The sequence below is a fragment of the Thalassotalea agariperforans genome (genome assembly GCF_053470345.1).
In genome coordinates, this window is sequence record NZ_JBQMWH010000009.1 from 62,492 (window position 1) to 86,624 (window position 24,133).

At 37.6% G+C, this 24,133-nt stretch carries 16 protein-coding genes; 13 read left to right on the plus strand and 3 right to left on the minus strand.

The features are described from left to right. Positions 1-129: 129 nt before the first annotated feature. The 10 genes from ACSLUO_RS12415 to ACSLUO_RS12460 all read left to right on the plus strand — a co-directional run bounded on the left by ACSLUO_RS12415 (position 130) and on the right by ACSLUO_RS12460 (position 15,309). Entirely contained in the window at positions 130-1,212 is a 1,083-nt protein-coding gene (locus ACSLUO_RS12415; RefSeq protein ID WP_448248877.1) for a glycoside hydrolase family protein, read from the plus strand. A gap of 51 nt (positions 1,213-1,263) precedes the next feature. Next, positions 1,264-2,577, plus strand: a complete 1,314-nt coding sequence (locus ACSLUO_RS12420) for a glycoside hydrolase family 117 protein (protein ID WP_448248879.1) — start codon at positions 1,264-1,266, stop codon at positions 2,575-2,577. Then, a complete protein-coding gene (locus ACSLUO_RS12425; protein WP_448248881.1) occupies positions 2,577-5,615 on the plus strand; it encodes a glycoside hydrolase family 2 TIM barrel-domain containing protein in 3,039 nt (1,012 codons plus the stop codon). The genes ACSLUO_RS12420 and ACSLUO_RS12425 overlap by 1 nt, the downstream gene beginning before the upstream one ends. A gap of 137 nt (positions 5,616-5,752) precedes the next feature. Next, positions 5,753-7,090 carry a helix-turn-helix domain-containing protein gene (locus ACSLUO_RS12430; RefSeq protein WP_448248883.1) on the plus strand — a complete coding sequence of 446 codons (1,338 nt, stop codon included), beginning with the start codon at positions 5,753-5,755 and terminating at the stop codon, positions 7,088-7,090. A gap of 191 nt (positions 7,091-7,281) precedes the next feature. Beyond that, positions 7,282-8,304 carry an NHL repeat-containing protein gene (locus ACSLUO_RS12435; RefSeq protein WP_448248884.1) on the plus strand — a complete coding sequence of 341 codons (1,023 nt, stop codon included), beginning with the start codon at positions 7,282-7,284 and terminating at the stop codon, positions 8,302-8,304. 22 nt (positions 8,305-8,326) lie between these two features. Next, positions 8,327-11,386 (plus strand): PSD1 and planctomycete cytochrome C domain-containing protein, encoded by a 3,060-nt coding sequence (locus tag ACSLUO_RS12440; protein WP_448248886.1) that lies wholly within the window; start codon positions 8,327-8,329, stop codon positions 11,384-11,386. A gap of 16 nt (positions 11,387-11,402) precedes the next feature. Continuing rightward, positions 11,403-12,929 (plus strand): DUF1501 domain-containing protein, encoded by a 1,527-nt coding sequence (locus tag ACSLUO_RS12445; RefSeq protein WP_448248888.1) that lies wholly within the window; start codon positions 11,403-11,405, stop codon positions 12,927-12,929. 12 nt (positions 12,930-12,941) lie between these two features. Then, the gene (locus ACSLUO_RS12450; RefSeq protein ID WP_448248890.1) at positions 12,942-13,898 is read left to right on the plus strand and encodes a c-type cytochrome domain-containing protein; all 957 of its coding nucleotides are present in this window, start codon (positions 12,942-12,944) and stop codon (positions 13,896-13,898) included. Positions 13,899-13,900: 2 nt separating this feature from the next. Further along, entirely contained in the window at positions 13,901-14,548 is a 648-nt protein-coding gene (locus tag ACSLUO_RS12455; protein ID WP_448248891.1) for a cytochrome b/b6 domain-containing protein, read from the plus strand. Positions 14,549-14,589: 41 nt separating this feature from the next. Continuing rightward, the gene (locus ACSLUO_RS12460) at positions 14,590-15,309 is read left to right on the plus strand and encodes a sialate O-acetylesterase (RefSeq protein ID WP_448248892.1); all 720 of its coding nucleotides are present in this window, start codon (positions 14,590-14,592) and stop codon (positions 15,307-15,309) included. Between the two features lie 233 nt (positions 15,310-15,542). Here ACSLUO_RS12460 and ACSLUO_RS12465 read toward each other — a convergent pair whose 3' ends face one another. Then, positions 15,543-17,837: a CRTAC1 family protein gene (locus ACSLUO_RS12465; RefSeq protein WP_448248894.1), complete on the minus strand. Its 2,295-nt coding sequence runs from the start codon at positions 17,835-17,837 to the stop codon at positions 15,543-15,545. A 396-nt stretch (positions 17,838-18,233) separates the two neighbouring features. Between ACSLUO_RS12465 and ACSLUO_RS12470 the strand changes: the two genes are divergently transcribed. Genes ACSLUO_RS12470 through ACSLUO_RS12480 form a run of 3 tightly spaced genes read left to right on the plus strand, consistent with a single transcriptional unit; the run spans position 18,234 to position 20,635 of the window. Next, positions 18,234-19,100, plus strand: coding sequence for a 3-keto-disaccharide hydrolase (locus tag ACSLUO_RS12470; protein ID WP_448248896.1), 867 nt, complete (start codon positions 18,234-18,236; stop codon positions 19,098-19,100). Positions 19,101-19,127: 27 nt separating this feature from the next. Beyond that, a complete protein-coding gene (locus ACSLUO_RS12475; protein ID WP_448248898.1) occupies positions 19,128-19,667 on the plus strand; it encodes a hypothetical protein in 540 nt (179 codons plus the stop codon). 53 nt (positions 19,668-19,720) lie between these two features. Continuing rightward, positions 19,721-20,635, plus strand: a complete 915-nt coding sequence (locus ACSLUO_RS12480) for a hypothetical protein (RefSeq protein WP_448248900.1) — start codon at positions 19,721-19,723, stop codon at positions 20,633-20,635. A gap of 121 nt (positions 20,636-20,756) precedes the next feature. Here the strand turns inward: ACSLUO_RS12480 and ACSLUO_RS12485 are convergent, their stop codons facing one another. Further along, the gene (locus tag ACSLUO_RS12485) at positions 20,757-22,271 is read right to left on the minus strand and encodes a tryptophan halogenase family protein (protein ID WP_448248902.1); all 1,515 of its coding nucleotides are present in this window, start codon (positions 22,269-22,271) and stop codon (positions 20,757-20,759) included. A 145-nt stretch (positions 22,272-22,416) separates the two neighbouring features. Next, complete coding sequence (locus ACSLUO_RS12490) at positions 22,417-24,081, minus strand: Ig-like domain-containing protein (protein WP_448248904.1); 1,665 nt, start codon at positions 24,079-24,081, stop codon at positions 22,417-22,419. Positions 24,082-24,133: the final 52 nt, after the last annotated feature.

Below are 24,133 nucleotides of genomic sequence, written 5' to 3' on the forward strand. Positions count from 1 at the left end.
TTTACTATTGAATTATTAAAAATAGTGCTGTAAATTTAATTTTACTTTTTTATATTTAATTTTTGTGGTGTGGTTGAATTGTGTTGTTCCATCTTTTCATCAAAATAAACTCAACTAAAGGGACCTAAGATGTCGTTGATAAAAGGGGTCGGCTATATTTTGCTTACTTTGTGCCTGATCAGCTGCGCAGAAGTAAAAAGAGAGTCAATATCAATAGTTGATAATTTGCAACCTGTACCAGATATCGCGAAATTTATTGATCCAAATTATTATATTTGGGGAGCTAGTATGGTTAAAGGTGATGATGATAAGTATCACCTTTTTTATAGCCGCTGGCCAAAAGCATATGGACATAATGCTTGGTTAACGCATTCAGAAATAGCGCATGCTATCGCAGATAATCCGCTAGGACCATATCAACACCTTGATGTTGCTTTACCCGCTAGAGATAAAAAATATTGGGACGGACTTGTTACCCATAATCCAACGGTTCATAAATTTGGTAATAAATATTACTTGTATTACATGGGTAATACTGGCAATGGCGAAGTCATGAAAGGCTTTAATTATACGCACCGGAATAATCAAAGGATTGGTGTCGCGGTAGCTGATTCACCGAATGGGCCATGGCATCGTAGTAATGTGCCATTAATTGATGTTAGTAAAAAGCCAAAAGCGTTAGACGCGCTTATGGTAAGCAACCCTTCTATTTTGCAAAAAGCAGACGGCAGTTTTTTAATGGTTTATAAGGCGGTAGCAAAACATCGGCCATTACCAGGCGGAGGCCCTGTCGTGCATTTAGTTGCTACTTCAAAGTCTCCAACAGGCCCATTTATTAAACATCCTGAACCAGTTTTTATTAAGCAGGGAGAGCAATTTCCGGCCGAAGATCCTTATATATGGCGTGAAGGTGAACAATATTTTGCGATAGTCAAAGATATGCACGGTGCCTTTAGCCAAGTAGGTAAGTCGTTAGTGTTATTTCAATCAAATGATGGTTTTGACTGGCACGTGGCGGAGCAACCGTTAGTTTCAAAGTTGGAAATTAATTGGCTGTCACGGGGTGTTCAGTCGGTTAAACACCTAGAGCGACCACAAATTTGGTTTAAAGATGGTAAGCCCGCGATTTTATTTTGTGCAGCAGATGTTACACGTGATCATGCTTTTAATGTTCACATTCCGTTAATACCTAGTGAAATGATAATAAAATAATAAACACCCCTGAGTTAAGCTTGTTAAGCACAGTATTTGGAAAGTCACTTTATGAAACACTACGTTAAATTAATAATAAGTATTACGAGCTTTGCTTTGTTGTTTAGCTGTGCAGATACTCTCACAATTGAAAAAACGGGGTCTGCGCAGACATTTCCGCATAAATTACCAACTGAAAAGCCTGATATGCCACTAAGTTCTGCAATGAACCGAATGTTTGATTATTCAACTACACGGCCTAAAGATAATGAATTATATAGCTTATTTAAATACAGTCGCTTGCAAGGTTTTGACTACAATAATGGCGATGGCACCATCAGTCGTCGAGATCCATCTCGGCCGATTTTAGTCGATGGACAATATTATATTTGGTATACCAAACGCCATACTTCGGTCGCGCCAGTCGGGGTAAAAAATGCGGCGCAAGCAACCGAGACTATTCCTTCTACTGATTGGGATTTAGCTGAACTATGGTATGCGACGAGTGAAGATGGTATCAATTGGCAAGAGCAAGGTGTGGCAGTGCCGCGACCACCAAAGCCTAATTTAGGGCATCGTTCAGTTGCTACTCCAGATATATTAGTTTGGAAAGGTAAATACTATCTTTATTATCAGGCATTTAATGAACCAAGTGGAGTGAAAGGAGACCATAGTGTTATTGCTGCTTCTTGGGCTGATTCACCGACAGGACCTTGGACGGCAGTTAATAGAGAAGTGGTAAAAACGGGTAAAGCAGGTGAGTGGGATCAAAACCTAATTCATGATCCTATGCCTATTGTTTATAACAACAAAATTTACATGTATTACAAATCTACTTATAACAAATGGGCAGATGATCGAAAAAATTATCACGTAGCTCATGGTGTGGCTATTGCCGATGCCCCATTAGCTGAATTTAAAAAACATCCCCTTAATCCCGTGACTAATTCAGGTCATGAAACCTTTTATTTTCCTTTTAAAGAAGGTGTGGCCAGTGTGCTGATTAGTGATGGTATTGAAAAAAATACCGTGCAGTACGCTAAAGATGGTATCAATTTTGAGTTAGAAACAGTCATTATTATGCCACCTACCGCCGCCGGCCCCTATACGCCTGATGCGTTTACTAACACACAATATGGTAAAGGGATCAGCTGGGGAATTAGTCATTTTGTTAACTTTGGTGAGCAGCGCCCATTCCATTCGGAGCTTGTTCGTTTTGACTGTGATTTGAGTTTAGAAGCCGATGAACCTGAGTTTAAGTTACATAATATTTGGATGTCACCTAATGTGTATTTTAACAACATGGGCTTAAGTAAAAATGTAAAAGTTGAGCGAATGAAAAAAATTAAAGCACAAGCGATCACTAATAACCAAAGAGCACAATAATGAGTTACTTACGTACAATCTTATTTTATGCCGTATTTTTTCTTAGTTTAACGACATTACTGACAAGTTGTAGTTACCAAACCCTTAACAAAAAAGAGACGGTACAAAGTATCAGTTTGAATGGTGATTGGAAATTTAATCATTTTTTAGGAGATGGCTCTAATTATCGTAATATTGAGCCAACTAGTAGCGATATTATTGTTGATAATGCCGATACAGATTTGATCGAGGTACAAGGTAATTGGAGCATTAGTCAAACACCCGAACGTGCTAGCCAAATGTGGGGGGAAGATTATTTAAAGCTTTATTATAGTGAGCTAAATGCGAATAAATATGTAAGATTTCATTATCCACAACTGCAATCAGGCTATTACGAGCACTTTATCTTTTACCCTTTTGGCATCAGCTTGCATTCTCAAGCGAAAGTGAAACACGCTGAAGGTATAGAGACTATACATATTAGCCAACGAAATCGACCGGGGCGTTGGATCAGCCTTGGTATTTATAAAATTGATGATCCAGAACAGTCTCATATTGAAGTAAATACTGCCTCAATAGGGCTAACAGTCGCTGATGCGATTATGCTAAGACCGGTCAATACACAAACATATTTAACCGCACAGCAGCAAAAACAGGCGGCTTATTTAACGGCAACTAATGATCAACACTGGCAAAATTTAAAAGTACCAGGGCATTGGGGTATGTTAAATGAATACAGTACCTATACAGGTAAAGCTTGGTATCGTAAAACCTTTAAATTACCTCAATATTGGCAAAATGTAACCGATGAAAAAATTCGCATACAATTTGATGGTGTTTATCATATCGCTAAAGTTTATTTAAATGGCCAATATATTGGTCGTCATCAGGGCGGGTTTACACCGTTTGAATTTGATATCACGGATAAGCTGCATTTAAAGAAAAATAACGTATTAGCTGTTGAGGCGGATAATAGCGCGATTGTTGGTGCCACTTGGAATTGGGGCGGAATAATTCGTGATGTTAAATTAACTAAAACTGCAGATGTACGCATTAATTATCAGTATATTCATGCCGATCCTGATTTGAGCACAGGCAATGCAAGCATAAAATTAAAAGTCAGGGTAGAAAATAATTCTAATCGACAAAGGCTGTTAACGTTTCAAAGTAACATTTTCAGAAACGTTAAACTCATGCAATTAAGCAAAGCGATTAAAATACCCGCTCAACAAACCTTAACCTTTGAGCTAACAGGGCAGCTGACACAAGAGCAAGTTAATTTATGGCATTTTGATAGCCCCAATTTATACCAAATGCACAGCCAATTAATTGAAAACGATCAGGTTATACACCAAAGCAATGATCGTTTTGGCATTCGAAAAATTGAATTAACAGAAAATCAAATGTTATTAAATGGTGAGCCAGTCAGGCTTGGTGGTTTTAATCGGGTTAGTGATCATCGCTATTGGGGCTCGTCTGAACCGTTAGAGATCTTAGAGCAAGACGTTGAGCTAATGAAAAACGCAGGTGCTAATTTTATGAGAATTATGCATGGCACACAAAATAAGAAGTTGCTCGAACTTTGTGATGAAAAGGGGATACTGTTATTCGAAGAAGCGAATATTCGTGAATTAACTAACCCCGAGATAGTGCCTCCTCATTATGATATGGCAAAACAATGGGTGCGAGAAATGGTCGAACGTGACTCAAATCATCCGAGCATTATCGGCTGGAGTGTGGGTAACGAATTAAGTTATCACTATGATTATGCTAAAGAGATGATCCATTTTGTAAAAACAGAATTAGACTCATATCGCTTGGTTACAAATGTTAGTAATACGGGCTATCGAGACCATGAAACACCGAAGAATGATCCATTAGGATTATCTGATCTGATGATGCAAAATATTTATCAAAATAATCCAGAGCAAACGGTTTTAGCGCTATTACACCATAAATGGCCAGATAAACCATTATTTATCTCAGAATATGGTTTGGGTCGTTTTAAAACTCCTTCTTTAGATAATGACTATCCTAACTTTAATCAATGGCATCAAATGATACGAGGGCGAAATACCCATGTAGTAGGAACAGCAATTTGGACGTTTAATGATTATCGCAGTGGTTATTCACAAAGTTTAGAATCGGAAAATAGAGCTTGGGGTGTTGTAAATGCTTGGCGACAAAAACGTCGCGCATATCAAACCGTACAACAAGGATTAAGCCCAATTAAAGTTGTTAAGTTAATGCAAATCAATGAGCAGGCAGGGCAAGCTAACCTATTAATTGAACCAAGAGGCTTAGATGATTACCCAAGCTACACCATGCGCGATTATCAACTGGTGTGGCAAATTTTCGATAGCAATGGACAAGTGATTGAAGAACACACAACGGCAATGCCAACCTTAAAGCCTGATGGCGGTCATTGGCAAAGCCCAATAACGTGGCAATCGTCACAGGATAAAATTGCAAAATTAACCGTTAAAATATTATCGACCAATGGTTTCACCCGTTATGTTAAAAATGTTGATTTTAAAGTACCAACACAACCTAACATTGAAGCGGTAATCGCAGGTAAACACTATGTTCGAATTTTATTTAATAAAGTTGAACAAACAGAATATCAAGCGGTTATCACCTCGCCTCAGGGGAAAACGTTTAAAACTGAAAAAACTATTGATCCTTATATCGATATTCCGTTAGAACAGCCAGGAGCAAGCTATCAAGTTGCATTAATTGCGAGTAATAACAAAGGTGAAAGTGAAGCTTCTTTGCCAATTAATACAAGTTTATCAACCCATATATTACCGCCTTATATTTGGCAAAGTATGATCAGAGATAACAAACTCATTATCGGGTTTACTGGCAGCATAGAAGATAAAGGTTACCAACTTAGGTATGGAGAATACCCTGATAAATTATCAAATACCGCGTGGACATCTGGACGTGGCATGATCACGGCTGATATAGATAATTTAAGCTCGGTTTATTTCCAGCTTCGCAGAGTCACCGAAGATGAGCAAAGTGAATGGACACCCGTTCGCCAGCAGGACAGATAAAATGTCTTAGTAGTTTATTGATGGTAGGTTGATGAAATACAACTCGGGTATGACTTCAAAGTTAAAAGCTTGATTGATAGCAGTTTACTAATTGGTTTGGTAGCATTAGATTTTTTCAGATGAGAAACGATTTTTAAATGCCTGTTAACCCAATAGAATCAGATATCGCACTTAAATTTATTGTTATGCCTTTGCTTTCTGTGCAGCTATTAATGGTGGTTTTAGTCTATTTTATTGTGGTAAGAAAACGTATTTCAACATTATATCGTTGGTATTTTTGTTTTATTGCAACGGTAATATACTTTTTAATTGGCAGAACCATTCAAACCTTTGTTGAACATGAGATAGCTAGTTTTATTTTATATAGCAGAGTCGCGTTATTATTTGCACTGGGTATGCCTTCTTTATTGGTTGCAAGTGCTTTACATACGGGCTGGAAAAAATCTTATTGGCTTTATATCCCGCCCTATATTTTAGGTGCGGTTTTTGCGCTTGGTTATGTCTTGTATTTAGATGTATTAAAAGAAAGGCAGTTGCTTGTTTCGCCGCAAATGGCCGAAAAGCTATTATCCTTTGCGCCACTTCATCATTATGATTTTCAACAACTCGCTATTTTATGTTTGTCAGTGCTTCCGTGCAGTTACTTTTTAATTAAATCATTAGTTAATTTTCAAAACATAAAAGATGTTGTGGTGTTATTTGGCGCTTTAATTTTTGGTGTGATCTTTGCCATTGGTAGTTATTGGGGAGAATTACATTGGATTTATTATGTTGGTTCGATAGTGCCAGCCTTATGTTGGGCTTGGGTGGTCTTTCACGATATCAATGATATGAAAGGTAAAGTTAACTCTTTAAAAGATGAACTCTATAACTTAGTGCAGTCAGGCCAGCAATTGTTAGAAACTGATGTTGATAAGCTACTTAACGAAATAGAACAGCTATCTTCGAATAATGTCAATATTTATAAAATGCGCTTAAAGGAAATACTAAGTCGATTAACAGATAGTACAATTGAGGCGGGTGGTGATAGTGAGCGTTTATTATCTCGCTTTAGCGAACAAGAAAAGGTGTTAACTTCAGCACAAGATGCTAGTGAATTACGAAAAATGGCTCGTGATGAGGTGGTGGGGTTATCACAAATTATTTCGGAGATACCTAATCAACGTATTGAATCAGTAAAGCAATATTTAACTGAACATTATCAAGAAGACATTGATATTAACCGGTTAGCTGAAAAGTTTACAGTGAGCCGTTCATATTTAATGCGAGAGTTTAAAAAAGCAACTGATCAAACGGTGAATCAATTTCTAACGACTCGTCGTATAGAGGTAGCTAAAAAATTATTACTTACTCAAAGCGTTACTGATACGGCATTTGCTATTGGCTTTAATAATTCTAATTATTTTAGTACTGTTTTTAAAAAAATGACGGGACAAACTCCTGTTCAGTATCAACAATCTTCTGTACCTACATAGAAAAACAAATAGAAATTAGAAAGTTGTATATATAATTAAACCAATAAAAACAAGTGATTGAAGGTGTGTTCACTATATTGAAGATAGACAATAGACTATTTTTAAGGTGTTAATATTGGCTACTCGGTATAAATGACCTATTAGAAAATTTCAGCTTTTTAAGCTGATAAAATAAAAATAGGTAAATAATAATGCAGTGGTTAAATTCGGGGACTTTCTTTTCTTTTATTCGTTTTCATTGGGTAATTTTATGCTTAAGTTTTTCTGTCAACGGGCATGATTTCCAAGTTAAAGAGAACTGGTTAACACCGCCTGATGGCTTAGATTATATTGGTAATTCTCATGGTGAAATTGCTGTTGCTAGTAATGGTGAGGTTTATGTCAGTGTCATGGGGGAAAAAGGTGGGATTCAAGTTTATAGTGACAAGGGTAAATTTTTAAGAAATATCCCGAATGCTCCTCAAGACATTCATGGTTTTGTTATAAAAAAAGATCACACTGGCCAAGAAGTTATTTATGGCGCAGAAATGAACGGAAAACGGATCTTTAAATTGGCGCTTGATGGTCAGCGTTTATTAGATATCGATGCGATGTCAGCCATTCCTGAAAAATTCCATCGCCCACAAATTGCAAATCAAAAAGGTTGGGTTCCAGCACCACTTCGATTAACAGCTGCCGATATTGCAAGTAACGGCGATATCTATGTAGTTGATGGCTATGGTATGGATTACATCCACCAGTTCGATAAAAAGGGTCAATACATTACTACTTTTGCCGGTAAAAATGCGCCGTGGAATTTTAGTAACTGCCATAAAATAGCCATCGATCCACGTTATCAACCTAACCGCATTATTTGTACAGACCGAGCAAACGGCCGTTTAGTACACATGAAACTAAACGGTGAGCTAATTGGTGATTATGCAACAGGATTATTGCGTCCTAGTGCTGTTGATTTTTATCAAGACTATGTAGCTGTGGCTGAGATTACTGGCCGAGTTACGATTTTAGACAAGGCTGCTAATGTTGTTAAACACTTAGGTACCAATACCGTTAGAGCTGAAACCGATAAAAATAAAACACCACCAGAAAAATGGCGTGTAGGTGTTTTTACTTCCCCGCACGGTATTAGTTTTGACACTAACGGTAATTTATTTATTACCGAATATAATCAATGGGGCCGTGTATTACGCTTCGATGCAGTGCTAAAGCATTAATTATAATTGGTGAAATATTCTTATGCATAATAATACTCCATTTATAAAGAGGCTTGCTTACGGTTTACTATTTTTACTAAATGGCTGTGGTGAGTTAACTTCTTCAGGTGATGAAGAAAAAACCATTGTTTTTAATCGCGATATTCGCCCAATTCTAAATAAAAACTGCACTGGTTGTCATGGCGGTGTTGGCAAACAATCAGGTGTATCGTTTATTACGCGCGAAGAAGCTCTTGGCCGAGGACATTCTGGTCGTTTAACTGTTGTTCCAGGTAATCCTGATGCTTCAGGTTTAATTGAACGTGTGGAATCGAAAGATCCTAACATTCGTATGCCCTATAAAGCACCACCGTTGAAAAATGAAGAAATAGCTCTATTACGCCAATGGATAGCAGAAGGGGCTCAGTGGCAAGAACATTGGGCATTTGTAGAACCTCAACAACCGTTATTACCTGAGCTTAGTGATAATAGTAAGATCAATAATGAAATTGATTTATTCGTTCAAGCTAAATTAAATCAACAAGGTTTATTAGCTGCAGAAAAAGCTGATAAAGCTACGTTATTGCGGCGTTTGTCGCTAGATTTAATCGGCTTGCCACCGACACTTAGTGAGCTTTCGGCGTTTGTTACAGATAACAGCCCTGATGCTTATCAAAAACAAGTTGATAGGTTATTAGCCTCGAAACACTTTGGCGAGCGTTGGGCGAGTATGTGGTTAGATCTTGCTCGTTATGCGGATACCAAAGGTTATACTTGGGATAAATACCGTGCCACTTGGCCTTATCGCGATTGGGTGATCAACGCATTCAATGATAATAAATCCTATCAAGATTTTATTATTGAACAACTTGCGGGCGACTTACTACCAAACCGCTCGATTGATAATATGATCGCAACTGCTTTTCATCGACAAACCCCAGCCAATGATGAAGGGGGTACGGATGATGAAGAGTTTCGTATTGTTGCAATGCTTGATAGGGTATCAACTACATGGTCCGCACTTAATGGTATTACTATGAATTGCGTTCAGTGTCATTCGCACCCATATGATCCGATAAATCATGATGAATTTTATAAGTTTTATAGTTTTTTAAATACTACGCAAGATGCGGATAGAACTAACGATACACCATTTTTAAAATTAGCAGCTGATGAGAACCAACGACAGCAAGCGTTTCAATTACAAGAACAGCTCATTGCAATTAAACAATCGGTGGCTAAGCAAGGATTTGATACTTATCAAAACTCAAAATGGCAAAAAATTAATTTTGCTGACGGTGAAATTGATGAACTTAGTGCCGTTATTATTAAGCGAGATAAGCAAGAAAAAGAGGTTGAAAAACTTAAAGGGCAACCTGCTTGGAAAATTAAAGTAGCTGAGCAAAAATTAACACGTTTAAACGAAGCATTAACGCAGCTTGAACATAAAGCTAATTTGTCGCTTAGCATTAAAAATGGTGAAATTTATGAAACGAGCGAAGGTTTAGCAGCAAGTGCTATTTATAAATTAATAACACAAAAAGTTGAGCAGCCGCAAACTATTAGCGCATTGCGTTTTATGGTTTCAGGCTTAAATCCAGAGATAGCACCTCACACACCTGAAGCGGGTTATAATTTAAATCAAATTAAACTTTGGCTTGTTAAAGCGGATGGTAGTGAAAACGAACTAAGCTTTGCAACCATGGTAGTCGGTAATAGTGAAGTGCTGGCGGGGCAATTGCCTAAATTACACACTATACATCAAGCACGTTTACAACAAAATAAACAGGTAACTCAGCCTTTACTTAAAAATGATAATATGGGCAGCGCCATTGCTTTATCTGCTGAACGTTTATTTAATCCTCGATGGTCAGTAGCCGTGTTACCGGAACCAATATTATTAAATAAAGGTGAATATTTACGTTTAGATGCTTATCTAATTAACACTAAGGTTCGTCAATTACAACTTGCTGCTACCGATGAAAATATTTGGCTAGCTCTTGCCAATGAACCGTCACGAATCGCTAAAATCAAAATGTATGTTAACTTATCCAAAGCATTGAATGGCATAAAAACCATTGATATGCCGGTAATGTACGAACAAGATGCTTGGGATCATCGGGCTACTGCATTATTTGGCCGAGGCAACTTTTTAGCAAAAGAAGGAGAGTTATTACAGCCAGATATGCCTAAACTCTTCCCCGCTTTTGAACAACAGCCTAACCGTTTAGCTATGGCTAAGTGGTTTTTTAAACCTGAACAACCGCTTACGGCGAGAGTTGCCGTAAATCGTTTTTGGCATGCTTTATTTGGCCGCGGCATTGTAAAAACGCTTGAAGATTTTGGTAGTATTGGCGACAAGCCATCGCATCCTGAATTGTTAGATTGGCTGGCATTAACCTTTCAACATGAACTCAATTGGGACATAAAAGCATTACTTCGTTTATTAGTCTCTAGTCATACTTATCAGCAAAAGGCGAATAGCACGCCTGAATTATATCAAAATGATAGTGACAATAAATGGTTAGCACGCGGGCCTAAACAGCGCTTAACCGCCGAAATGGTGCGTGATCAAGCATTATTAGCAAGTGGTTTATTGAGTAAAAAAATGGGCGGTATCGGGGTGATGCCGCCACAACCAGATAATATTTGGGGACGTAAAGGCGTTAAAATCAAAGATTGGCAAAATGCTACAGGCGAAGGTAGGTATCGCCGCGCAGTCTATACCTTTATTAAAAGGCAATACACTTACCCAAGTTTTGAAACCTTTGATATGGAGTCTCGTGAACTCAGCCATGCCCAGCGTATTCCTACCAATACACCATTACAAGCATTAGTGACGCTAAACGATCCTGTTTATCATGAAGCGGCACAAGCATTAGCAAAAATTATGCAGGTAGAGGAAGCACAAACCTCGGTTGATGCGGCAATACATTTAGGCTTTCAGCGAGTGTTGAGTCGTCCTGCTAGCAGCTTGGAATTATCAACGATGAAAGAAGCGTTTAACCTTGCTCTTCAAGAGGTTGGTAAAGGTAATGACCATGATGCTTGGACAGCATTAGCCTCTATTTTATTTAATTTAGATTCAGCATTAACACGGTAATTGGTGGGGGTAAATTATGAAATATTTCTTTAAAGGTACTCAATTTGCGAGTAATGCTGAATTGGCCGCGTTAGAAGTTAAACAATTACAAGCTAAAACTCGTCGTGAGTTTCTTAAACAAAGCGGTGCTATGGTCGGAGGCACATTTTTATCAAGCATGATGGCGTCAGAAGCATTCGCAAGTGGTGATAATCCGTTCGATTTTTCACGGCCTTTATCACAACCATTAGCGCCCTTAGCACCACCATTTCCAGCTAAAGCGAAACGCGTAATTTATATGCATATGGCTGGCGCACCTAGTCAGTTGGAAATGTTTGACTATAAGCCAGAATTGCAAAAATATAACGGTAAGTTGTGTCCAGAGTCATTTTTAAAAGGTAAGCGCTTTGCCTTTATTTCAGGTGTGCCTAAATTATTAGGACCACAATTTCCGTTCCAACAAGCCGGTGAAAGTGGCGCGTGGATATCAGACCGCTTACCACATTTAAAAAGCCATGTTGATGATATTTGTTTTATTAAGTCAATGCATACTGATCAATTTAATCATGCACCCGCACAAATTTTAGCGTTAACCGGGAATTCGTTGCCGGGCCATCCATCATTAGGGGCATGGACAACTTATGGCTTGGGTACTATGAATCAAAACCTACCTGGATTTGTATCGTTAATCTCTGGTAGTCGTTCACCCGATGGTGGAAAACAGCTTTGGGGTTCAGGATATTTGCCTAGTGCTTATCAAGGGGTGAAATGTCGTTCGCAAGGTGATCCAGTTTTATATCTAAGTAACCCTAAAAGCGTTAGTCGCCCCTTGCGTCGTCATGTGTTAGATGCTTTAGCAAAACTTAATCAGCAAAATTACCAAGACATGGGTGATCCTGAAACGCTAACACGTATCGCACAATATGAAATGGCGTATCGGATGCAAATTGAAGCATCTGATGCTTTTAATATTAAGTTAGAAAGTGAGGCTAGCCTAGAAAAATATGGTGCTAAGGTAGGTGAGGCTAGTTTCGCTAATAATGCTTTAGTGGCACGACGTTTAGCTGAAAGTGGTGTGCGTTTCATTCAGTTATTTGATTATGATTGGGATGGCCATGGTACAGATGACAGAGAAAATGTTGCGCATGGTTTGGCTAAAAAATGTAAAGACATTGATAAACCCATCGCGGCATTATTATCAGATCTAAAAGAACGCGGTATGCTCGATGATACCTTAGTTGTTTGGGGCGGTGAGTTTGGACGTACGCCAATGCAAGAAAATAGAGGCGGACAAGATAATATACTTCCAGGGCGAGACCATCATCCAAATGCTTACACTATGTGGCTAGCTGGCGGTGGCGTTAAAGGAGGATATACCCATGGTGAAACTGATGAAATGGGCTATGAAATTAATAAAGATCCAGTCAGTATTCATGATTTACACGCCACTATTTTATATTTATTAGGCTTTAACCATCGTAGTTTTACTTTTCCTTACCAAGGGCTAAATCAAAGTTTAACTAGTGTACATGAAGCGAAGATTGTTTCGCAGATTTTGGCGTAACAGGAGTTTGATGTGGTATCGGAAGAACTTCAAAAAAGAACAATGTCAGCACGCCAATACTTTACGGTTATTGCACTATTAACAGTGGTTGGTGTTGCTAGTTTGATTTGGCAAGATGCAGAAAGTAAACAAAGTATAAAAGAAGCTGTAGGTTTAGCAGAGCCGTTAGTTGCTTCGCCAGATTCATTTTATCAGCAACGTGTTGCTAATATTTTTGATAAATATTGTGTCGGTTGCCATGGCGATATTAAAGCAAAAGGACATCTACGTATGGATAGTTTTCGTCATACGGTATTTGGTGGCAAAAGTGGTGATATGTTAACGGGTGGTGATCATAGTTTGTTATATCAACGCATGTTGTTAGCTGAAGAAAATCGTTTAGCGATGCCACCATATGGCCGTGATCGCCAAACGGCAGATGAAATGAAAGTGATCCAAATGTGGTTAGCTAAAGGTGCTTCGGGCGTTTTACCTGAAACTGAATTTCCTGACGCGCCGAGTAAACCGAAAGAGATAAAATTTATTGCGGTAAATAAACATGCCATTGAGCATGAGCGGGAAAAATATGCAAACCAGGTCTCAAAGTTACAACATAAATACCCTTATTTATTAGCGTATGTGACAAGAACGTCGGCGAATTTGTCGTTATCAGCAGCGAGTGATAAGCGCTTTTCAACTCATAAGTTGGCTGACTTTATTGCTGTAGCTCCTGTGATCACTGAACTCGATGTCAGTGGTTCAGCTATTGATGAACAAGCCATCAGCACAGTGTTAAATATGATAAACCTTGAAAAAATCAACCTTAAGCAAACCTCAGTGTCGGCAAATTTTATTGCTCAACTATTACACTTAAAACATTTAAAAACAGTGATTTTACCAAAAATATCTGGCATAGCGCACACGGTTGAACAATTAGAACAAGCTGGCGTTAAAGTCATTCAAGTGCCTTTGCTTGAGATAAGGAAATAAGCATGAATAGTATTAAAGTATGGGACGGTGTCACTCGTTTATTTCATTGGACGTTAGTAATTTGTATTTTTGGTGCGTGGGTAACTATCGAAAACCGTTGGATAACAGCACACGAAATTTTCGGCTTAGTGTTATTAGGTTTGGTTATTTTTCGCATATTTTGGGGCTTTATTGGCTCAAGTACCGCAAGGTTTAGACATTTTATCACCAAACCAAGTACCGCGATAAATTATTTAAAGGCATCTTTACGAAGTGAATCAGATAATTTTACCGGTCATAATCCTTCTGGCGGTTGGATGGTATTAGCTTTGCTCGCTATTTTATTGTTTCAATCCTTATCAGGGCTATATGCAAATAATGATTTAGGTTTTACTGGATCATTAGCCGATACTATTTCTAAAGAACTTTCTGATCAGGTAACTCAGTGGCACGCCATTAGTTTTAATTTTATTATGTTGGCGATCTGGCTGCATTTAGTCGCGGTGTTTTTTTATGTATTAGTAAAAAAAGATAATCTGGTTAAAGCGATGTTCACAGGGAAAAAAATTCAAAATAACATAGGCCGTCATCAAGATTTACAGTTTAGCCATCCAATCAAAGCTGTGGTGTTGGCTTTGTTTATCGCGATGCCAATTTATTTGTTTTTATAACGATTGAGTCACCCATGTTCCGATATCTAGTGTGTATGTTTATGCTAATAGTTTGTTTACCGAGCTGTAGCAGCTTTTCGTCTATAAATCATAATAATAGTCCTGATGTGTACCTGTTATTAGGTCAATCTAATATGGCAGGACGTGCAGAACTTACGAAAGTAGAGCTGGTGCCAATGAATAATTGCTTGTTATTAAATAAAGCAGGCTATTTTCAAACAGCGCAGAACCCATTAAATCAGTTTTCTAGCATACGTAAAAATATAAAAATGCAAAAGCTTGGGCCGGGTTATAGTTTTTGTCAATCTATGAACGCTCATAATATTGAGCAAAAAATAGCCTTAGTAGTGAATGCAAAAGGTGGCTCAAGTATTAATGAATGGCAAAAAGGCACTCACTTCTATCAGCAAGCATTAATGCGAGCGAAACAAGCATTGCGGATGGGTAACCTAAAAGGAATTTTGTGGCATCAAGGTGAAAGTGATACCAAATCACCTAACGGTTACCTTAAAAAATTAACGCAATTTATTCAGGATTTTCGTGACGATCTACAGCAACCTAACGTACCTGTGGTTTTAGGTGAAATATACCAAAATGAAGTGATTAATAAGCAAATTCGGCAAATACCTAGCATGTTAAAAAATACAAGAGTTGTGAGTGCTGAAAATTTAACCACGAAAGATGGATTACACTTTGCTCATGATAGCGTTATTGAATTAGGTAAGCGTTATGCTAACGCCATGTTAAAGTTACAACAATAAACTGACTTGAATGAGAATATGTTGTTTAACTTGTACTTAAGGATGGGGATTGGGTTGTAATAACTATTACTTTTTAATATTTCGCTCAACCAGCATAATCGTATATGAATAAAAAATAAATAATAGCGAGCATTTACCGCAAAAAAAGCTCACCAGCTAGAAGTTAAATTATGCGAGATAATTCAAATTTCTAGCTAGTGAGCTACTGGTATCAGCTATTAGCTTTGCTGATACTATCTGTTAGTTTTATATAACTGGTTTGCACTTAAGTTTTCTAATACTTGGCGTTCACCATTTCGCCAAGTTATTTCGATAGACTTAATAGCTTTTTCTTTGCCTAAGCCAAAGTGCATGGTGTTAAGTAAACTTTGTGAAAATGATTCACCCACTGAGCCAACGCGTTTCAGGTATTTTTTACCGGATTTTGTCGTTACGGTTACTACAGCAGAAAAAGGATCAACATTATCTTTCGGGCTATAATCTACCCGTACTAAAACATAGTTGCCGCTTTGTTTGGTATCATTTTGATATAAATACCAATGACCTTCTTCTTCACTACCATTTAATAAATCAACCTTACCATCAAGGTCAAAATCAAATGCTTGTCCCATATCGCCGTGACCCGGATCATTAATGTCTTTTGCACCATGAGCAGTAAATTGTTCGAATGAACCTTTGCCATTATTTAATAGCACTAAATCAGCAATACGCTCTCTTAAAAAACCATAGCGATAAACAAACATATCTTCAAAACCGTCATTGTTTAAATCGCCATGTGTTACGCCCCAGTGATCGCCGCCAGTAGGAATATTCCACTGTTTTGAAACATCCACAAAGTGATCACCCTTATTTAGAAGTAATACATCCGATTCATTGCGATTATTCGGTGTCCAATCATAGCTTACGTCATTCAAGCCGGTTAACGAGAATGTTACTGTCCAATAAACGTTCTGAGTTCTAACCCATTCTGCTTGCCATTTACCATTACCTAAGTAGCCAATGTACAAGCCATTTTCGGTACGTTCTTCGGGCCAGCCTTGAGCATCGTTAAACTCAATATTAAGAAAATCGTCGGCATGTTTCATTTCTGCTGGTAATTGATTTACCTGAAAGCCTTTTGCTTTAACAATTTTACGCTGCTTGTCTTTACCTAAAAAGATGGCATAACCACCATTATATTGGCGGTAAGTTAATTCCATGTCAGATAACTTTATAGCACCATCACTGATAAAGTTAATGGCCGTGGTGCCTTTTTCACCGTCATCACGGATATCAAGTTTTTTAGTGTTTGGATTAAAATCGATAGATTTTTTTGATAATAAGTAGTGCGTTTTCCCACGGGCAAAATAGAGATCTAATAAACCATCGTTATTAATATCAACGTCTGTTGCTGTAATAACTGCGCTTTTGCGTTTAATGCTTGAAGGTAGCCATTGGTCGGAAACATCCGTAAAAGTTAGGTCGCCATTATTTTGCCATAATGACACCGGTGAAAATACCACCATGTCATCTTTACCATCATGGTTAAAGTCGGTAATCAATACACGTTCACCAGGGGCTTTCTCAAGGTTAGCGATATTAATTTGCTTAAATGTACCATCACCATTGTTATGATAAAAGATCTGCTGTGGCCCATCATAATTCGGTGTTTTGGCATTAAATAAGGCTAAATCTAACTTACCATCTAAATCAAGATCTATCCAACGTGGTGCCCTTCCGCGAGCAGGCGTTGCAATGCCTGCTTTTGCTGAAACGTTGGTATAGTTGCCATTATCATTATTAAATAAGGCGTAAGATGTTGGGCTTGTACCATTAGCGCCACCCAATGCCACCATTAAATCTAAATCGCCATCATTATCGTAATCACCAAATGATGAACCGTGAAAGTCTTGTGGGCTAGGGAATAATCGTTTGATTGATACTTTACCATTGCCTTGATTGGTGACTAATTGTGTCGGGATATGATTATGGTTATTAAGGGCAAAATCATAGTCGCCATCATTGTCAATATCACCAATGGAAGGGCCACCATATTTGTAAGTTTCTTCGGTAATTAATCCTACGTCTTTTGAGATATCGTTAAAGCTAGGTAAGGCTAAGCCATTCATATCTTCAAAATAGGCTTTTTGAATTTTAATGTTATTACTGCGACCGGTAAAACGCAGTGTTTGTGTGCCCAATTTATTAAATTTAACTAAAGCATTTAAAGTTTGTTTGCCAGCTCGAGGCAGGTCGATATTATCAATTAATAATTCGCCATCAGCAAATAAGCTTAAACTGCCGTAATTTTTATCAACATCAAGCTCAATAATTAATTTTTTCAGTAACGTGCCGGTAACGTTATAGTCAAAGTTTAAGTCGTTTAAATTATTTATTGTTGTTTGATTTTTAATAATATTTACCGTGCTGTTTTGTTTTAATGAAACAGCAGGTTTAGTGGTTGTTAACATATTACATGCGGTTAATGAGGATAATACCGATGTAGCTGTTAATAAAACCAAAGCTTTGGTTTTAAGTTTGATGTGCATAAAAAGTCCTTAACTTTTAATTAGGTTAGCCGTTTAACGCGAACTTAAAAGCGGTAGATTAAAATACTAAATTAGTATGAAAATATCATGATAACCACTCAATGTAAATTGTTAACAGTTAAACTTATTGTTTATCTATAAATTTCTAAGCTAAAAGGTAAGGTTTTATTAAAGTATGGTAAGTGTGTTCAAAAAAACAATAAAAACCATTAGTTAACGCTTATGAAATAGATGAGTTAAGTGCATTTAAGTTTTTATATTGACAAAATAAAGATTTACGGTGTTTTAAATATAAATATTGTGTGTTAAATTTGATTTAATTTGTTGGTGATTTATTCAGAGGTAAGCATGTTTACAGTGCAAAAGAAGGCAATATTTAAAATAAAGTTTCCAGCAGTGGCGTTGTTTCTTTTTTTGACAACGTCATGTTCACAAATTTCACAACCTTTGCCAAAAGATGATGCACAAACTTGGCAATATTTATTAGATAGTCAATTGAGTCAGTGGGAAGCTTGGATGGGAGTGCCGCATGAAAGTGTTAAGGGCTTACCCGCAGGTACTTATGTTGCGAATAACCTAAATAAGCATGGTGATCCTAAAACTGCTATGGGTTTAAATAATGATGTAAAAAATGTTTTTGCTATGACCACTGAAAATGGTGAACCTGTGTTACATATCAGTGGCGAAATTTATGGCGGCTTAACAACCCTAGCTTCATTTGAAAATTACCATTTAAGTTTGCAAGTTAAATGGGGCGAGAAAAAATGGGCACCACGATTAAATGCCCGACGAGATAGTGGTTTATTATTCCATTGCCAAGGGGATCATGGTGCATTTTGGAAAGTATGGAAAGCTTGTCAGGAGTTACAAATTCAAGAACACGACTTTGGTGATTATATTCCTTTAGCTGGGCCGTCAGCCATGGTACGAGGGGATTTTTCTAAAGAAACTGGAAAGTTAAAATATAACCCAAGCGGGCAATTGAAATTAGCAAATGGTTATACCGATGCTTATATCGAACCAGATCGCCCAAATGGCCAATGGAATACCGTTGAACTTTATTCGCTTAGTGACAATGCCGTTTTTGTCGTTAATGGCAAAGTGGTTATGGTGATTGAACAATCAAAAGATCATCAAGGCAATAAGCTTACATCTGGGCAATTACAGCTACAATCTGAAGGCGCTGAATTATTTTACAAAGATGTAAAAATTCGTTCGATTAGCTCCTTACCTAAAGCGATCAAAATTGAGTCTAGGTTATAGCTATTAACATAAAAGGTAATATTGATAATGAAAAAGCCATTTTGGTTAGTGTTGTTAACGCTGATTGTTTACATAAATCCGAGTGTAGCAAATGAAAGTATAACCAGTTCTAAAGTGATGGTGTTATCAGCGATAAAAGATTTTCCTGTAACGAATGCGGGACATGCTCCTTATTATGTTGATAAAAGAACTAAAGCTTTAGGTATCAATGCAGGTAATGAAGATTATCGAAATGTTTTTGCTCGAGCTGTGACTACCTTTGAAGGCGGATCTGGTGAATATAACGTAACTATAAGGCTGATCACTGAAGAAGATGGTGAGCCATTATATCGTTTGTTAATTAATAATGAAGTTGTACGTACGTATCGAGCTTCATATATTGGTAAAGGCTCAGCAAAAGATTTAACGGCAGAAGATCATACCTGGCAACAAATTACCTTAAAAAAAGGAGATGAAATCGCCATTGAATCTGCTACGCATACCAATGGTGAAGTACCTGAAAATGGCGGTACTGCTTGGGCAAGAGGGCGCTGGCAACAATTAACGTTTACCCTAAAAACTCGATAATTAACAATTCAATTTACTACATGGTTAATATTTGCACTTGAGGTGTATATTGTATGAAAACGAAATTTTTTATTTTAATCAGTCTTATCTTTTTTCCGTTAGCTGTACTGGCTAATGATTATGGTTGGAATTATAACAATAACCGTATTGCTATTAGTGCTGATGGTAATAATGAGCCTGATATTTATCACTTTTGGCCGACAGCGGATCCTGATGACTGGGGTGCAACTCCGGCGGCATTAGCAATAATTGCTAAATTAAAACAGCATAAAAACTTGGTGCATTTTTCATATAACAATTTTATGAATTCACCACCGCATTACGCTGCAACGAATGAAATGGCGATCGGAGTCGAAGGGGCGATAGCTCAGTGGCATTACGATCCAGCTAAATTTTTTGATGTTAGTGCTAACTATCAAATTTCGCTAGATCACTTAGTGAGTGTAATTGAAGTATCAACAGCAAAAAATCCACTATATTTTATTCATATGGGACCATCGGAGTTTTTATACCGTGCTGTAGAACAAGTGATTAACAATGGGCAAATCGACAGTCTTGCCCATCTTTATATTATTTCTCATAGTGGTTATAACGACCAACACCTCAGAAGAGGTGATCCTAAGTTTGATAAAATACCCGTCCCTAAAAACCTTACGCACCATACATTGAAGCAAGCAATTGAACTTAGTGGCAACCGTATTCATTATAAACGTATTAAAGATCAAAATGGCGCTTGGGATCCTAACTTACTTTGGCACTCAGAGCATGACTGGTCAGTATGGCTGTGGATGAAAGAACATAAAGATAGTAGCATAGCTTGGATTTATGAGCGCATGAAAAAACATCCCAAAGGTGTTGCAGACTTTTCAGATGCCGGCATGGTGTATTATTTATTAACCGGTGACGAAGATGGTAGCCCAGCGAAGTTTAAGAAATTGCTAGGCAATGGCATAAACAAAAGTTATTAATTAAAGTACCTTGTTAATCTTGACCTTATAAAACTGCGCTGTAGATAAGTTTAAAATAAACGCTAGCTGGCGCAGTGGAAATAAACAGACAAAGTTACTTAATAGGCAGGTAACTTTGTTTTTATTGTTGTAAATATTTAGTTAAATATGATTGATGACTGTTTAATTTAGCGACTTCTGTTTTAATGGCTCTTTCAATGTTACTTAAAAAAAACTGCGCGCTGTTACCATCAAAAGCGGGATCATAAAACTGTTTATAGCCTGTTAAATATTCTTGGCCAATTAATACTTGGAACCAGCTTTGAAAAGAAAATAAGCTATTTTTAGGTAAGGTAATATGCCCGGTTTCTCGAAATTCAGTTAATTTAGTTTCAAGGCTGGTGGGTATATCCATGTGCCGACAATGCGACCAAAACGGAGTGTCTTCTCGTTGGGTAATTTTATAATGCATAATTAAAAAGTCGCGGATCAAGGTTGAGTCTTCAACAAATTTTTGGTTGAACCTATTTGCTTCATCAGTCATGTTTTCACCGTACCTAAAAGCATTCATTAGCTCTATCGCATACTTGTGGGTCATATGAATACTGGTGGATTCTAAAGGTTCTAAAAATCCACTAGCAAGCCCTAAAGCAACACAGTTTTTATTCCAAGGATTTTGTAAACAGCCGGTTTCAAAGGTGAGCTTTCTAACATCAGTAATTTTTTCGTGTTTATTTAAAGCTTGAGAAAATTCATCTGCCGCTTGCGAGTCGCTGCAGTAGTTACTGGCATAAACATAGCCGTTGCCATTTCGATGTTGTAACGGGATTTGCCAGCGCCAACCTGCATTCATAGCGATTGATTTTGTATAAGGTACAGGGAGAGTGTCAACAGCTTTGGTTTGCACAGCTAATGCGCTGTCGCATGGTAAATATTGTCCCCAAGCAGTAAATTCACTGTTAAGTACTTGTTTACTTAATACGCCTCTAGCACCACTGCAATCAACAAAAAAATCGCCATTGATAATGTCGTTATCGTTTAGTTGTAATTTGGCGATCTCACCAAGCTCATTTTGATAAACTTCTTTAACCGTTGAAGCGACAAAATTTACGCCAGCCTTAATTGCGTAACCTTTTAAAAATTCCGCTAATAAGCTGGCATCAAATTGGTAGGCATAATGTAAATTGGTGAGCGGGAAGTATAAATTTGGGTTCGTTCCTTTTGGTAATTTTTGCGGATGATTAAATAAATTTTGGTACGCGGCAACCGCCGTGGGAGAAAAACGATTTAAATTGTCTAATGGCGAAATTGCACAGGTTTTTAACCAAAATTCTGGAAAACTTAAGTTGTTAAAGTTTGTGCCTAGGGCACCAAACGCATGCATATAGCTGGCATTGTTTTTATGCCAATTTTCAAAGTGAATGCCGTATTTAAAAGTAGCTGAAATTTTCGATAACATCTCAGCTTCGTTGATTTCTAAAAAACTTGCCAGTTGTATAATTGGAGGAATGGTTGCTTCACCAACGCCAACCGTAGGAATGTCAGGGCTTTCAATTAATGTAATTTGATATTTATCTAAATTTAGCCCTTTCGATAAAATGGCGGCGGTTATCCAACCGGCGGTTCCGCCACCGAGAATTACAATATTTTGTGTCATATTAGGTTCACTTTTAATTCATTAATCAATCATTGTTGATTTCACTTTTTTTATTAATTTTACATGCTAAACATACAATAAATGATATTAAAAAGCCCCTGATTACTGCTAATCAAGGGCTTTGCTTAGTTTATGTCCTTAATAATTAAGGTTCGATAATTTCTACACTAAAGTTATCAAAATAAAACAGACTTTCTCCAGCACCTTGGAGAGAAATATCCAATTGTAATGTGCCTGGGTTAATGCTTTTGTTAATTAAGTCTTGACCAGTATATTCTAGTTCTTGATGTATCCAATCTTGACTACCATTACCAAACCATTTTTGACCAGCGGTTACCCATGATGGAGTGTTATTCATCAATTGTACGAAGCCACCTTTCCATGGACCTGTACCGGTAACATTTTTATAATCAAAGCTGATTCTGTAAATGCTTGAGGCAGAAATAGGTGATACTTGACGCATCAGATCTATGTCAGTAATCATTGTACCTTTGCCACCACCACGTGTGTCAATGCTAAGACCATACATACCATCTTTAGCTGCATCTTGTGATACCTCGATGATTGCTGCATTATCGCCCTTAACAGTCCAAGCATCTAATGCGCCTGACTCAAAGCCAGGATTGTGGTTAAATAATAAGTTTTTATTTTCGACCACTTTTACAACAAAAGTTTGAGTGTTGATAACATCAGTTTCTAAACCTGGGCTTGTTGCTGTGATAGTTGCTTCAGCATGTAAGATATGAGTTGATATAACACCCATATCATCAACCGATACCGCAGATGGGTCAGATGATTCCCAAGTTACTGTGTTGTTAAAATCAAGTTCACCTGGTACCAGAACGTATGATATTTGTTCCGATTCACCAACCGACACATTAACTGTTGATTTGTTAATTTTGGTATCACCTAAGTATAAATCAACAGCTACCGGGTCAAGTGGCTCAGCAATAATGTCAACTTCTGCTGTCGCAGATACTGACGCTGCTCCTAAGTCAGATGAAGTTGCAGTAATGGTCACCGTCATACCAATACCGGCTTCGTGTGCTAAGACATTACCATTAGCATCAACGGTAGCGTAATCAGTATTAGAACTTGTCCAAGTTAACTCTTGGTATGTCGCGTTAGATGGCATAATGGCTGAGCTAATGTTGACTGGATATCCCACTGGCGCTTTATAATAATCTGAGCCAAGAATAATTTCTTCTACAACATCTTCAACACCATTTACTGTTACAACAAAGTTTCTTTCGACGATGGTTTCTGAGCCATTGTCTAACAGATATGAAAAACGATAAGTGCCTTGCGAAAACAGCTCTGGAGGTACTGCTACCATGTTATCAGGATTAGCGGCATTCCATGCTTCAGCTGCTGATATTTCCTGCTGTCTTTGTTCTGCGGTATACGGATGAACTAAAGACACGGCCCATAAATCAGGTGTTAAAGTAACAACATCTTGAGATTTAATCACTGAGCCTTGTGGCAATGGAGGACCAACAAATAGTTCTTCTTGCTCGCCGGTTTCAGGATCTGTCCATGGGGTTCCATCGCTATTTAAACGAACGCGATAATAGGTAAACTCACGCGGATATATCTGAGTATCTTCAGGGTTGGTTACACCTGTTGTCATATCCCATGAAAATTGTAAATCGTTTTCATTAAATTCAAGGGCGTAGTCTAGTGCACCATCAATTTCTACTGGCTTTAAATCATCAGGGTATGTTTGTAAGTCTTCTCTTGTATCACAGGCACTAATTGTTGTAATTAGTGCTGCGCTTAATATTGTTTTAGTAAGTAAGTTAAGTTTCATCTTACTATCTCTCCAATTTATTTTGTATATTTGTCAATATCATCAACAAATT

Coding starts and splice junctions, on each gene's coding strand:
- ACSLUO_RS12455 (WP_448248891.1), top strand. CDS start 13,901: ATGAATAGTATTAAAGTATGGGACGGTGTCACTCGTTTATTTCATTGG.
- ACSLUO_RS12475 (WP_448248898.1), top strand. CDS start 19,128: ATGAAAAAGCCATTTTGGTTAGTGTTGTTAACGCTGATTGTTTACATA.
- ACSLUO_RS12415 (WP_448248877.1), top strand. CDS start 130: ATGTCGTTGATAAAAGGGGTCGGCTATATTTTGCTTACTTTGTGCCTG.
- ACSLUO_RS12440 (WP_448248886.1), top strand. CDS start 8,327: ATGCATAATAATACTCCATTTATAAAGAGGCTTGCTTACGGTTTACTA.
- ACSLUO_RS12480 (WP_448248900.1), top strand. CDS start 19,721: ATGAAAACGAAATTTTTTATTTTAATCAGTCTTATCTTTTTTCCGTTA.
- ACSLUO_RS12425 (WP_448248881.1), top strand. CDS start 2,577: ATGAGTTACTTACGTACAATCTTATTTTATGCCGTATTTTTTCTTAGT.
- ACSLUO_RS12435 (WP_448248884.1), top strand. CDS start 7,282: ATGCAGTGGTTAAATTCGGGGACTTTCTTTTCTTTTATTCGTTTTCAT.
- ACSLUO_RS12490 (WP_448248904.1), bottom strand. CDS start 24,081: ATGAAACTTAACTTACTTACTAAAACAATATTAAGCGCAGCACTAATT.
- ACSLUO_RS12485 (WP_448248902.1), bottom strand. CDS start 22,271: ATGACACAAAATATTGTAATTCTCGGTGGCGGAACCGCCGGTTGGATA.
- ACSLUO_RS12465 (WP_448248894.1), bottom strand. CDS start 17,837: ATGCACATCAAACTTAAAACCAAAGCTTTGGTTTTATTAACAGCTACA.
- ACSLUO_RS12430 (WP_448248883.1), top strand. CDS start 5,753: ATGCCTGTTAACCCAATAGAATCAGATATCGCACTTAAATTTATTGTT.
- ACSLUO_RS12420 (WP_448248879.1), top strand. CDS start 1,264: ATGAAACACTACGTTAAATTAATAATAAGTATTACGAGCTTTGCTTTG.
- ACSLUO_RS12460 (WP_448248892.1), top strand. CDS start 14,590: ATGCTAATAGTTTGTTTACCGAGCTGTAGCAGCTTTTCGTCTATAAAT.
- ACSLUO_RS12445 (WP_448248888.1), top strand. CDS start 11,403: ATGAAATATTTCTTTAAAGGTACTCAATTTGCGAGTAATGCTGAATTG.